The sequence below is a fragment of the Nocardiopsis oceanisediminis genome (genome assembly GCF_048595525.1).
GTDB classification, from domain to species: Bacteria; Actinomycetota; Actinomycetes; order Streptosporangiales; family Streptosporangiaceae; genus Nocardiopsis_A; species Nocardiopsis_A oceanisediminis.
This window is the reverse complement of sequence record NZ_JAFMZJ010000001.1, coordinates 2660482-2672175: the sequence shown is the minus strand read 5'-3', so window position 1 is coordinate 2672175 and position 11694 is coordinate 2660482. Positions and strand designations below refer to the sequence as shown.

General features: G+C 75.3%; 11 protein-coding genes. 5 read left to right on the top strand and 6 right to left on the bottom strand.

Annotation, left to right across the window (positions count from 1 at the left end; genetic code table 11):
* Nucleotides 1–19: 19 nt before the first annotated feature.
* The gene (locus J0910_RS11920) at nt 20–949 is read right to left on the bottom strand and encodes an aspartate carbamoyltransferase catalytic subunit (RefSeq protein WP_420158571.1); all 930 of its coding nucleotides are present in this window, start codon (nt 947–949) and stop codon (nt 20–22) included.
* Nucleotides 946–1551: a bifunctional pyr operon transcriptional regulator/uracil phosphoribosyltransferase PyrR gene (pyrR, locus tag J0910_RS11915; RefSeq protein WP_420161962.1), complete on the bottom strand. Its 606-nt coding sequence runs from the start codon at nt 1549–1551 to the stop codon at nt 946–948. The genes J0910_RS11920 and pyrR overlap by 4 nt, the downstream gene beginning before the upstream one ends.
* A gap of 577 nt (nt 1552–2128) precedes the next feature.
* On the opposite strand from pyrR, the gene bldD reads away from it, so the two are divergent.
* Entirely contained in the window at nt 2129–2623 is a 495-nt protein-coding gene (bldD, locus tag J0910_RS11910) for a transcriptional regulator BldD (protein ID WP_017591133.1), read from the top strand.
* A gap of 425 nt (nt 2624–3048) precedes the next feature.
* Nucleotides 3049–3654, top strand: a complete 606-nt coding sequence (locus tag J0910_RS11905; protein WP_420158570.1) for a GNAT family N-acetyltransferase — start codon at nt 3049–3051, stop codon at nt 3652–3654.
* Here the strand turns inward: J0910_RS11905 and metF are convergent.
* Nucleotides 3575–4525, bottom strand: a complete 951-nt coding sequence (gene metF / locus J0910_RS11900) for a methylenetetrahydrofolate reductase [NAD(P)H] (RefSeq protein ID WP_420158569.1) — start codon at nt 4523–4525, stop codon at nt 3575–3577. The two genes, J0910_RS11905 and metF, sit on opposite strands and share 80 nt — an antisense overlap.
* Before the next feature lie 99 nt (nt 4526–4624).
* On the opposite strand from metF, the gene J0910_RS11895 reads away from it, so the two are divergent.
* The 3 genes from J0910_RS11895 to J0910_RS11885 all read left to right on the top strand — a co-directional run bounded on the left by J0910_RS11895 (nt 4625) and on the right by J0910_RS11885 (nt 8417).
* Nucleotides 4625–5695, top strand: a complete 1071-nt coding sequence (locus J0910_RS11895; protein WP_420158568.1) for a polyprenyl synthetase family protein — start codon at nt 4625–4627, stop codon at nt 5693–5695.
* Between the two features lie 381 nt (nt 5696–6076).
* The gene (locus tag J0910_RS11890) at nt 6077–7339 is read left to right on the top strand and encodes a DUF418 domain-containing protein (protein WP_420158567.1); all 1263 of its coding nucleotides are present in this window, start codon (nt 6077–6079) and stop codon (nt 7337–7339) included.
* Nucleotides 7340–7532: 193 nt separating this feature from the next.
* Nucleotides 7533–8417 (top strand): SDR family oxidoreductase, encoded by an 885-nt coding sequence (locus J0910_RS11885; RefSeq protein WP_420158566.1) that lies wholly within the window; start codon nt 7533–7535, stop codon nt 8415–8417.
* A gap of 233 nt (nt 8418–8650) precedes the next feature.
* Here the strand turns inward: J0910_RS11885 and J0910_RS11880 are convergent, their stop codons facing one another.
* The 3 genes from J0910_RS11880 to J0910_RS11870 all read right to left on the bottom strand — a co-directional run bounded on the left by J0910_RS11880 (nt 8651) and on the right by J0910_RS11870 (nt 11666).
* A complete protein-coding gene (locus J0910_RS11880; protein ID WP_420158565.1) occupies nt 8651–10276 on the bottom strand; it encodes a long-chain fatty acid--CoA ligase in 1626 nt (541 codons plus the stop codon).
* A gap of 326 nt (nt 10277–10602) precedes the next feature.
* Nucleotides 10603–11277 (bottom strand): thiamine phosphate synthase, encoded by a 675-nt coding sequence (gene thiE, locus J0910_RS11875; RefSeq protein ID WP_420158564.1) that lies wholly within the window; start codon nt 11275–11277, stop codon nt 10603–10605.
* Nucleotides 11274–11666 (bottom strand): ArsR/SmtB family transcription factor, encoded by a 393-nt coding sequence (locus J0910_RS11870; protein ID WP_420158563.1) that lies wholly within the window; start codon nt 11664–11666, stop codon nt 11274–11276. The genes thiE and J0910_RS11870 overlap by 4 nt, the downstream gene beginning before the upstream one ends.
* Nucleotides 11667–11694 lie beyond the last annotated feature (28 nt).

Here is an 11694-nt window from a genome sequence, read left to right as displayed (position 1 = left end):
CGCCTGCGCCTGCGCCGCGCTAGGGCTGCCCGATGGCCGGCTCGGAGCCGCCCAGGAGCAGGTAGAGCACGGCCATCCGGACGCTGACGCCGTTGGCGACCTGCCGGGTGACGGTGGCCCGCGGCGAGTCGGCGACCTCCGCGGAGATCTCCATCCCGCGGACCATCGGCCCGGGGTGCATCACGATGGCGTCCTCGCCCATCAGCGCGAAGCGGTCCCGGTCCAGCCCGTAGCGCCGGCTGTACTCGCGCGCGGTGGGGAAGAACGCCTCGTTCATCCGCTCGGCCTGCACCCGCAGCATCATCACCACGTCGCTCTTGGGCAGCACCTCGTCCAGGTCGTAGGAGACCTGGCAGGGCCAGGTTCCCACGGAGACCGGGACCAGGGTCGGCGGGGCGACCAGGGTGACCTCGGCGCCCAGCGTGTGCAGCAGCTGCACGTTGGACCGGGCGACCCGGCTGTGCAGCACGTCGCCGACGATGGCGACGCGCAGCCCGGCCAGCCGGCCCGTCCGCTCGCGCATGGTGTAGGCGTCCAGCAGCGCCTGGGTGGGGTGCTCGTGGGTGCCGTCGCCGGCGTTGAGCACCGAGCCGTCGACCCAGCCGGCCAGCCGGTGCGCCGCGCCGGAGGCGCCGTGCCGGACGACGACGCCGTCGGCGCCCATCGCCTGCAGGGTCAGCGCGGTGTCCTTGAGGCTCTCGCCCTTGGCGACGCTGGACCCCTTGGCGGAGAAGTTGATGACGTCGGCGGAGAGCCGCTTGGCGGCCAGCTCGAAGGAGGTCCGGGTGCGGGTGGAGTCCTCGTAGAAGAGGTTGACCACGGTGCGCCCGCGCAGGGTGGGCAGCTTCTTCACGGACCGCTCGCCGATCTGGGCGAGCTCGCGCGCGGTGTCCAGGATCAGGACGGCCTCGTCGTGGCCGAGGTCGGCCGTGGAGAGCAGGTGCCTCATCGGTTCTCCTCCTCGCTGCCGGGGCCGCGCCGCTCCGCGGAGCGGCGGAGGGCCTCCGCCGGGGTCCCCGGGCCGCCCGCGGGGCCCAGGAGCACGGCGTCGCGGCCGTCGGTCTCCTCCAGCTGCACGCGTACCGTCTCGCGCAGCGAGGTGGGCAGGTTCTTGCCGACGTAGTCGGCGCGGATGGGCAGTTCGCGGTGGCCGCGGTCGACCAGGACGGCCAGCTGCACGGCGCGCGGCCGGCCCAGGTCGTTGAGGGCGTCCAGGGCGGCGCGCACGGTGCGCCCGGAGAACAGCACGTCGTCGACGAGGACGACGACGCGGCCGTCGATGCCCTGCTGGGGGATGTCGGTGCGGCCCAGGGCGCGCGCGGGCGCCAGGTGCAGGTCGTCCCGGTACATGGTGATGTCGAGGGCGCCGCAGGGCACGGTCCGGGACTCCACCCGCTCGATGCGCTCGGCCAGCCGGCGGGCGAGCGGGGCGCCGCGCGAGGGGATGCCCAGCAGGGTGACGTCCTCGGCGCCCTTGGTGCGCTCCAGCACCTCGTGGGCGATCCGGGTCAGCGCGCGCCGGATCTCCGGGCCCTCCAGGACGGCCCGCAGCTCCCCGGCGCCGTTCCCGGGCGGGCCCGCGGACGGATCACCTTCCGCGCTCTTCTGTGCACACAAAGTAATGACCCCCTTCCCTGCCTCACTGAACAGGACGTTAAAAGGATGTCGATCGGCTCAACGCTACCAGCGGCGCCCCCGCGAACCGCTCACACCTCCCCGACAAACATCGCCATATTGTGACTCTCGTCATACATTGACCCCTTGACAGCAATCGGATACTCAGCGTCCGGTTCGCCGGAAATCATCCGGTCCGCTCACCGGAGAAATGTGAAACTTCCGGCGGTTACGGGCTTCCCGCACTCTTCACCACCCGCCGCACGGGCGCGACGGCCCGTAATGAGAGACCTCTCACTTACGCACGGTTTGGCCACTGAATCGTCGCGTTTCCGCCCAACGGCTTGACCTGGCGCGGCCACGGCCTTACGGTCACTGTCCGTAACCAAAATGGGCTGGAGCCGCGCCGTGCCCCCCCGAAGCGACGCACGGCGCGGGGCCGCGGCGGCCGGGGCTCACCCCGGGGCGGCGGGCCCCGCACCAGCCACCTCACGGCCGGGGAGCGACGAAGAAGATGCCATCCGAATACGCGAAGTCCCTCGGCGCGCGGCTGCGCGCCATCCGCACCCAGCAGGGGCTCTCCCTGCACGGGGTGGAAGAGAAGTCCCACGGCCGCTGGAAGGCCGTCGTGGTGGGCTCCTACGAGCGCGGCGACCGCGCGGTGACCGTCCAGAAGCTCGCCGAGCTGGCGGACTTCTACGGCGTCCCGATGTCGGAGCTGCTGCCCGGGGGCGCGGCCCCGACGCCGCTGGGGCCGACGCCCAAGCTCGTCATCGACCTGGAGCGGATGCAGCAGCTGCCCCAGGAGAAGGCCGGGCCGCTGGCGCGCTACGTGGCCACCATCCAGAGCCAGCGCGGCGACTACAACGGGCGGGTGCTCTCCATCCGCCAGGAGGACCTGCGGTCGCTGGCGGTCATCTACGACCGCTCGCCCGGCGACCTCACCGAGGAGCTGATCAACTGGGGCGTGCTCGACCCTGAGGCCCGCCGCGCCGTGGACGCCTTCTAGCGCCGCTCCGCGCACACCGGCCCGCGGGGATCCGCCTCCGCCCGCTCCCGCCCCGGCTCCCCTGCCCCAGGGGCCGGGCGCTCCGGGAGCGAGGGCGAAGAGGGCCCGGCCGCGCCGGTGCGGCCGCGCGCCCCTGCGGCGCGGCGCGATGCACCGGGCGGCGCACGGCCCGCCCCCGCCGCGCAAGGGGGGCGGCCGGGCAAGAGGCTTCCCCTCCTCCGCCCGACCGCCGGCGTCCGGCCGCCACGGGGGCAGCGCCCGGACACGTGTTCCACACCGCCTCGGGACGCCGGAGAGCTCCGCCCACCCGGTTCGAACTGGTGTACGAACAAGGCCAAGTTAACCCCACCCCGGCACTCTCCGTCAAGGAGGCCGCGCCGCGCAGGCCTCCCGCCGGCGGCGCCCCCGGGGCGTAGGGTGGCGGCGTGGGCACCGACATCGAGCTGCGGGAGCTGACCGCTCCCTCCTTCGTCCACGCCCTGCCGGCGCTGCTGGAGGTCTACACCGCGGCGATGGAACCGGCGCCCGAGCAGCTCCCCGGGCGGCGCAGCATCATGGAGCAGCACTCCCGCTACCCCCGGTTCCGGTCGGTGCTGGCCCTGGCCCCCGACGGCGGCGCGGCCGGCTTCGCCTACGGCTTCCACGGCCGCTCCGGGCAGTGGTGGCACGACGTGGTCACCGCGGAGCTGAAGCGCTCCGACCCCGACGCGCTGCGCCGCTGGTTCACCGACTCCTTCGAGATCGCCGAGGTGCACGTCCACCCCGCCCACCAGGGGCGGGGCGCCGGGCGCAGGCTGCTGGAGCTGCTGGCCGAGGCCCGACCGGAGCGCACCGCGGTGCTGTCCACCCCGATCGGGCCGACCGTCGCGCGGCGGCTCTACGCCTCGTGCGGGTTCGCCGACGTGCTGCCGGAGTTCGCCTTCCCCGGCAGCCCGGACCGCCCGTTCGCGATCATGGCCGCGCCGCTGCCGCTACCGGGCGGCCCGCGGCGAGCCGCTGGTAGATCTCGCGAGTGGCGGTGGACTGGTTGAAGGTGATGAAGTGGATGCCCGGCGCGCCCTCGTCGAGCAGCCGCTCGCACATCCGGTGCGCCTGGTCCAGGCCGAGCCGCCGGACCGCCTCCGGGTCGTCGGCCACCTTCTCGAACTCCGCGGCCAGGTGGCGCGGGAACGGGGCGCCGGACAGCTGCTCGGAGCGCTCGATCGTGCTGGTCTTCACCACCGGCATGATCTCGGGGATGATCGGCACGTCGCAGCCCTTGGCGGCGACCCGGTCGCGCAGCCGGAGGTACTCGTCGGCGTCGAAGAACATCTGGGTGATGGCGTAGTCGGCGCCGGCCCGGCACTTGCGCACGAAGTACTCGGCGTCGGTGTCGACGTCCACCGAGCGCGGGTGCTTGTAGGGGAAGGCGGCCACGCCCACCGAGAAGTCGCCGCTCTCCTTGATCAGCCTGACCAGCTCGTCGGCGTACTCCAGGCCCTCGGGGTGCTTGACCCACTCGCCCAGCGGGTCGCCGGGCGGGTCGCCGCGGAGCGCGAGCATGTTGGTCACCCCGGCGGCGGCGAACCGGCCGATGAGGTGGCGGAGCTCGCGCACGGAGTGGTCGACCGCGGTCATGTGGGCGACCGGCAGCAGGGTGGTGTCGGTGGCCATCCGCTCGGTGATCTCCACCGTGCGGTCGCGGGTCCCGCCGCCCGCGCCGTAGGTGACCGAGACGAAGGAGGGCCGCAGCGCCTCGATCTCCCGGATGACCTTCCACAGCCGCTGCTGCCCCTCCGGGGTCTTGGGCGGGAAGAACTCGAAGGAGAATGTCGGTTCGCCGGCTTTGAGCAGGTCTCCGATGCGCTTGGGCCGCGGGGCGGCCTCGAACGCGGGTCCGGTGCGTGTCGGTGAGCCAAACATGGCCCCCACTCTAAGCCCACCGGTTCGGTGGGCATCGCTCGGATCCGGGTTCCACAGGGCCGTTATCCGCCTGCTCACACGCCCGATACCCTTCCTCCTATGACGTCCTCGCCTTCCTCCCCCGTCTCCTATGTCCGTCCTGCGGTGGACGCCGCGCTCGACGGGTTCATCCGGGACCACCGGGCCCTGCTGCTGGAGATCGGGGCCGAGCTGGCCCCCGCCGCCGACGCCCTGGAGGCCATGCTCAGCGGGGGCAAGCGGCTCCGCCCCGCGTTCTGCTTCTGGGGCTGGCGCGGCGCCGGCGGCACCGACGTGCCGGAGATCTTCACCGCGGCGGCCGCCCTGGAGCTGCTCCAGGCCTGCGCGCTGATCCACGACGACGTCATCGACAACAGCGACACCCGGCGCGGCCTGCCCTCCACCCACCGGCGGCTCGCCCGGCTGCACCGCGAATCGGGGTGGAGCGGCTCCGCCGAGGAGTTCGGCCAGGGCGCCGCCATCCTCATCGGCGACCTCTGCCTCGCCTGGTCGGACGAGATGTACCAGGGCAGCGGGCTGCCCGCGGAGGCGCTCGCGGCCGGCCGCCGCCCGTTCGACGCGATGCGCACCGAGGTGATGGCCGGCCAGTACCTGGACACCCTGGAGCAGGTGCGCGACGGGGAGACCGCGGAGGCCGCGCTGCGGGTGATGGACTACAAGTCCGCCAAGTACACCGTGGAGCGCCCGCTGCACCTGGGCGCGGCGCTGGCCGGCCGCTACGACGACCTGGCCCCCGTCTACACCGCCTACGGCCGCCCGCTGGGCCTGGCCTTCCAGCTCCGCGACGACCTGCTCGGCGTGTTCGGCGACCCGGAGCGGACCGGCAAGCCGGCCGGCGACGACCTGCGCGAGGGCAAGCGCACCGTGCTCGTCGCCGAGACGCTGTCCCGGGCGGGCGCGGCCGACGCCGCGGAGTTCCGCCGCCACCTGGGCGACCCGGACCTGTCCCCGGAGACCATCGCCTGGATGGGCGGCCTCGCCGAGGACTCCGGCGCGCTCGCCGCCTGCGAGCGCCTGATCGACGAGCACGTCGCCCAGGCCACCGAGGCGCTGGAGAGCGACCTGATCGCCGCCGAGGCCCGCTCCGCCCTGGCCGACCTCATCGTCGCCGCCACCGCCCGCAAGTTCTGACCCCGGGCGGCCGGGTCCCGGCCGCACAGGCCCGGCGGGCGCGCCCCCTCCTCCGGGCCGCACCGCCCGGTCCGGAAGGGGTTCCGCGGAGCGCCGGCGGAAAGGGGCGGGCGGCCTTTCCCGCCCGCGGCCCTCTTCCCGCCGGCGTCCCGGACCCGCCCCCTCTTGCGGGGGCGGTCGGATCGCCCTCTCCGCCGGCGCTCCGGCGCGGGGAAGCGCCCCGGGCGGGCCCGAGCGGCTCCTTCTTCCGGAGGAGGAGAGGGCCTCCCCCGCAGGAGGGGCGGGGCTCCCCCTCCGGGCGGATACCTCCCCGCGGCGGGCCGGGGGATGATCGGGGCGGGGCCGCCGACCGCCGCCCCGAACCGAAGGAGGCCCTGGCCCATGGACGACACGCGCACGCCGCTGCGCGGCCCGGTGCGCGCCGGGGAGCGGGCGCCCGCGCCCGACCTCGCCCGGGGCGCCATGCTGCTGCTGATCGCGCTCGCCAACACCCCCTTCTACCTGTGGGGCCGGGAGTACGGCTCGGTCGGGTTCCACCCGCTCGACGGCACGGTGGCCGACCGCGTGGTCCAGGCCGTCATCATCACCGGCGTCGACCTGCGGGTCTACCCGATGTTCGCGTTCCTGTTCGGCTACGGGATGGTGCAGCTCCTGGCCCGGCAGCGGGCCTCGGGGGCCTCCGAGCGGGACGCGCGGGCGCTGCTGCGCCGGCGCAACCTGTGGCTGCTGGCCTTCGGCGCGGTGCACGCGCTGCTGCTCTTCGCCGGCGACGTGCTGGGCGCCTACGGGCTCGCCGGGCTGGTGCTGGCCTGGCTCTTCATCCGCCGCGCCGACCGCACGCTGCTGGTGTGGGCCGGGATCGGCGGCGCGCTGCTGGCCGCCATGACGGCGCTGGGCGCGGTCGGCGCCTACTTCGCCGCCGCCGGCGGCGCGCCCGCCCCCGAGGAGACCGGGCCGACCGCCTTCCTGACCGCCAGCGCCGGCGCGGAGGACCCGCTGCAGGCGGCGCTGCTGCGCATCTCCACCTGGCCGGTGGTCGTCCTCGGGCAGGGGCTGCTCGGGCTGACCGTCCCGGTGGCGATCCTGCTGGCCTTCTGGGCCGCCCGCCGGCGGGTCCTGGAGGAGCCGTGGAACCACCTCCGGCTGCTCCGGGCCACCGCCGCGGTCGGCATCCCGGTCGGCTGGCTCGGCGGCCTGCCGTACGCCCTGGACCACGTCGGCGCGGTGGACGTGCCGGCGAGCGCCGACTGGGTCTTCGCGCTCACCCAGATGTCCACCGGGCTGCTCTGCGGCCTCGGCTACGTCGCCCTGTTCGGGCTGATCGGCGCCCGGCTGCACGGGCGCCCGCCGGGGCCGGTGGGCGGCGCGGTGGCCGCGGTGGGCAAGCGGTCGCTCACCTGCTACCTCGCCCAGTCGGTGCTGTGCGCGCCGCTGCTGAGCGCCTGGGGGCTGGGGCTGGGCGGCGTGCTGGGCAGCGCGGGCATGGCGCTGTTCGCGGCCGGGGTCTGGCTGGCCACGGTCCTGCTCGCGGTGGGGCTGGAGCGGTCCGGCCGGCGCGGGCCGGCCGAGGCGGCGCTGCGCCGGCTCGCCTACCGCCGCCCGGCCGCCGCCGAGCCCGGCGGCTCCCCCGGAACGGCGCGCTGAACGGCCGGTCCGCCCGCCGGAACCGGGCCCCGGCGGTGGATCGGACCCGCCGTCCGGCACGACGCGCCGAGCACGCGCCTCGCCCACCGGGCGCGGGTCCGGGGAGACGATCGGACCCGGCCCCGCCTTCCGGCACGACGCGCTGGGCGACCGGTTCGTGCGCCGGGCCCGGGTTCCGGTGACAATGTCGAGCATGGGTGACGATCAGGCAATAACGCACTCCATCGCGGTCACCGGAGCCACCGGTGCCGTCGGGGGCCGGGTGGCCGCGCGGCTGGCCCGGAAGGGCGCCGCGCTGCGGCTCATCGTCCGGGACCTCAACCGGGCCCCGGAGCTGCCGGAGGCGTCCGCGTCGATGGCCGCCTACGAGGACGCGCGCAGCATGGAGCGGGCGCTGCGCGGCGCGCAGACGCTCTTCCTGGTCTCCGCCACCGAGTCGGCCGACCGGGTGGACCTGCACCTCGCGGCGGTGGACGCGGCGGTGGCGGCGGGCGTCTCCCGGATCGTCTACCTGTCCTTCCTCGGCGCCGGGCCGGCCGCGGTCTTCACCTTCGCCCGGGACCACTTCTTCACCGAGGCGCACATCCGGTCGACCGGGGTGGAGCACACCTTCCTCCGCCCCAGCCTCTACCTGGACCTGCTGCCGCGCTGGGTCGACCCGGCCGGCGTGGTGCGCGGCCCGGCCGGCAGCGGCCGGGTCGCCTGGGTGTCCCGGGACGACATCGCCGACGTCGCCGCGGAGGTGCTGCTCTCCCCCGGCGTGCACGACGGCCGGAGCTACGACCTGACCGGCCCCGAGGCCGTCACCCTGGGCGAGACCGCGCGGCGGCTCTCCCTGCTCACCGGCAGGACCGTCCGCTACGTCCCGGAGACCTGGGAGGAGGCGCTGGCCTCGCGCCGCCCCTCCGGCGCCGAGGAGTGGGAGATCGAGGGGTGGGCCAGCTCCTACGCCGCGATCGCGGCGGGCGAGCTGGACCTGGTCTCCCCCGCCGTCCCCGACATCACCGGCCATCCCGCGCAGACCATCGAGGGCTTCCTGCGCCGCCACCCCAGCGCCCTGTCGCACGTGGACGCCTGACCGCCGGCCGCTGACGGCGCGTCCGGCGGGCGTGCGGGGGCGGCGGGCAGGGCCCGCCGCCCCTGGGCGGCACCGGCGGCGAGGCGGGCCCCGGGACCGCACCGGGCGGTGCCCGCTCGGTGCGGGGGCGGGCGGCACGGGACCCGCGCTTTCCCGCCCTGCGCCGGGGCCTCGCGGAGAGCGGGCCGGGACCGCGGCGGGTCCGCTCAGGGCCGCCCGGCGCGGCGGGCCGCTCAGTCCCGGGCCTCGACCACCTCCAGCCCGCCCTCGGCGTACCGGGCGCGCAGCGCCTTCTTGTCGTACTTGCCGACGCTGGTCTTGGGCACCTCGTCGATGAAGGCCCACCGCTCGGGCAGCTGCCAGCGGGCCACCCGGCCGGCCAGGAAGGCGCGGAGCTCGGCGGCGCCGGCCGAGGCCCCCTCGGCGAGTACGACCGCCGCCAGCGGCCGCTCGTCCCAGCGCGGGTCGGGCACCGCGACGACCGCGGCCTCGGCGACCGCCGGGTGCCCCATGACCTGGTTCTCCAGCTCCACCGAGGAGATCCACTCCCCGCCGGACTTGATCACGTCCTTGGCCCGGTCGGTGAGGCGGAGGAAGCCGTCCGGGCTCAGCGAGCCGACGTCGCCGGTGCGCAGCCAGCCGTCCTCGAACTTGTCCGGCGCCGGGTCCCGGTGGTAGGAGCCGGTGATCCACGGTCCGCGGACCAGGAGCTCGCCGACGCTCTCGCCGTCGTGCGGCACCTCGGCCCCGCCGTCGCCGGCCAGCCGGGCCTGCACCGAGGCGGGCAGCCGGCCCTGGGAGAGCCGGTAGGACCAGCGCTCCTCGCCCTCCGCGGCGGCCGGCGGGTTGGCCACGCTGCCCAGCGGCGAGGTCTCGGTCATGCCCCAGGCGTGCACCACCGGCACCCCGCACAGCTCCTCGAAGCGCCGCATCAGCGCCGGCGGGCAGGCGGCCCCGCCGACGACCACGCTGCGCAGCGAGGACATGTCGCGCGGGTTCGCCTCGATCTCCTGCAGCAGGCCCTGCCAGATGGTGGGCACCGCGGCGGCGAACGTCGGCCGCTCGGCCTGGATCATGTCGGCGAGCGCGGCGGGCTGCAGGAAGCGGCCGGTGAGCAGGAGCGAGGCGCCGACCATCAGGGCGGCGTAGGGCAGGCCCCAGGACATGGCGTGGAACATGGGGACCACGGCCAGCGCGGTGTCGGACTGGCGCAGCCCCTTGCCGTCGGTCATGCACACCTGCATGGAGTGCAGCCAGATGGAGCGGTGGCTGTAGGCGACGCCCTTGGGGTCCCCGGTGGTGCCGGAGGTGTAGCACATGGCCGCGGCGTCCCGCTCGTCGCCGGAGGGCCAGTCGAAGGCGTCCGGCCGGCCGGCGATCAGCTCCTCGTAGCGGTGCACCCGGACGCCTTCGGCGGCCAGCCCGCCGGGGTCGCCGCCGGCCACGATCACATGCCGGACGGTGGCCAGCCGGGGCAGCAGCGGCTCGAACAGCGGCAGCAGGTCGGCGTCGACGATGACCACGCGGTCCTCGGCGTGGTTCGCGATGTAGGCGATCTGGTCGGGGTGGAGCCGGATGTTGAGCGTGTGCAGCACCGCGCGCATCGCGGGCACCGCGAGGTAGGCCTCCAGGTGCTCCTGGCCGTTCCACTGGAAGGTGGCCACCCGCTGGTCGCCGGTGACGCCGAGCTCGCGCAGCGCGTGCGCGAGCCGCGCCGCCCTCCGCCCGACCTCCCGGAAGGCCGCCCGCCGGGGCTCGCCCCCGGTCCAGGTGACGACCTCGGCGTCCCCGTGCACGGTGGTCCCGTAGCGGACCAGGTCTCCGATCGACAGCGGTGCGTCCTGCATGGTGCTGCGCATGCGCGTGTCCCCTCGTCGCCGCCCGGCCTGCGCCGGTGTGATGGGTGCCACCGAAACTAGGAGACGCGCCCGCGGGGGTGAAGGCGGTCACGGCGATCGTTACCTAACAGTGTTAGGAGAGCCGGCCTCGCCGGGTCCGGGGCACCGGCGCGGCGGCGCCCTCGGAGCCCAGGGATGCGGCGGCCCGGCGGACGGCGGGGGAAAGGCCCCGATGATCTTGGCGTTGCGGGGGTATCAGGGCGCCCTGATACCCCCGCAACGCCAAGATCATCGCGGAGGGCGGAGGCGGGGTTCTTCCGCGGCGCCGCCCCTTGCCCGACGACGGGCTAGGAGCGGGCGGCGTCGGCCAGGCGGCGGGAGAACTCGGCCGCTGCGGCCCGGGGGTCGTCGGCCCGGGTGATGGCGCGGACCACCACCACGCGGCGGGCGCCCGCGGCGAGGACCTCGTCGAGGTTGCCGAGGTCGATGCCGCCGATCGCGAACCAGGGGCGGCCGCCGGCGAGCGCGGCGGCGCGGCGGACCAGGTCGAGACCTGCCGCCGGGCGGCCCGGCTTGGTCGGGGTGGCCCAGGTGGGGCCGGTGCAGAAGTAGTCGACCCCCTTCTCCTCGGCGGACGCGGCGGCGGCCTCGGGGGTGTTGTTGGACCGGCCGATCAGCGGCCCGTCGCCGATGATCTCCCGGGCGTGGTGCACCGGCAGGTCGTTCTGGCCCAGGTGCAGCACGTCGGCGCGGGCCGCGCGGGCGACGTCGGCGCGGTCGTTGACCGACAGCAGCGCGCCGTGCCGCTCGCACACCGCGCGCATCACCTCCAGGGCCTCCAGCTCCTGGCGGGCCTCCAGGCCCTTGTCCCGGAGCTGGACGATGTCCACGCCGCCGGCGAGGGCGGCGTCCAGGAACTCCTCGAGGTCGCCCTGCTCGGTCCGGGCGTCGGTGCACAGGTAGAGGCGGGCGCTCTCAAGGCGCTCGCGCAGGCTCTGCGGCTGGCTCTGCGGCTGGCTCATCGGGCCAGATTAGCGGCCTGCCCGCCGCTCCCCTCGGGCCGGGGCGCCCCGGCCCGCTCCAGTTCCTCGGGCAGTGCGGCCAGCACCGCGCCGAGCAGGCCGGGGAAGCGCGCCTCCAGGTCGTCGCGGCGCAGCCGGATCCACCGGTTCCGCCCCTCGACCCGGGTGCTGATCACCCCGGCCTCCCGGAGCACTTTGAAGTGGTGGGAGAGCGTGGACTTGTGCACCGCCACGCTCCACGCCTCGATGCCGCAGCTGCGCTCGGTGTCGACCTCGACGCCATCGGCGGTGAGGTCGGCGAGCAGGCGCAGCCGCACGGGGTCGGCGAGGGCGTCCAGGACGGCGGAGAGCCGCAGCTCGGCGCGGTCCGGTTGGGGAAGTCGGGACATGGGCTCCACCGTCACCCCCGAAGAACGG

Bases quoted from the DNA above. Each gene is read 5' to 3' on its own strand.
- J0910_RS11920 (WP_420158571.1), bottom strand. From the start codon at position 949: ATGAGGCACCTGCTCTCCACGGCCGACCTCGGCCACGACGAGGCCGTC.
- bldD (WP_017591133.1), top strand. From the start codon at position 2,129: ATGCCATCCGAATACGCGAAGTCCCTCGGCGCGCGGCTGCGCGCCATC.
- metF (WP_420158569.1), bottom strand. From the start codon at position 4,525: ATGTTTGGCTCACCGACACGCACCGGACCCGCGTTCGAGGCCGCCCCG.
- J0910_RS11895 (WP_420158568.1), top strand. From the start codon at position 4,625: ATGACGTCCTCGCCTTCCTCCCCCGTCTCCTATGTCCGTCCTGCGGTG.
- J0910_RS11890 (WP_420158567.1), top strand. From the start codon at position 6,077: ATGGACGACACGCGCACGCCGCTGCGCGGCCCGGTGCGCGCCGGGGAG.
- J0910_RS11885 (WP_420158566.1), top strand. From the start codon at position 7,533: ATGGGTGACGATCAGGCAATAACGCACTCCATCGCGGTCACCGGAGCC.
- J0910_RS11880 (WP_420158565.1), bottom strand. From the start codon at position 10,276: ATGCGCAGCACCATGCAGGACGCACCGCTGTCGATCGGAGACCTGGTC.
- thiE (WP_420158564.1), bottom strand. From the start codon at position 11,277: ATGAGCCAGCCGCAGAGCCAGCCGCAGAGCCTGCGCGAGCGCCTTGAG.
- J0910_RS11870 (WP_420158563.1), bottom strand. From the start codon at position 11,666: ATGTCCCGACTTCCCCAACCGGACCGCGCCGAGCTGCGGCTCTCCGCC.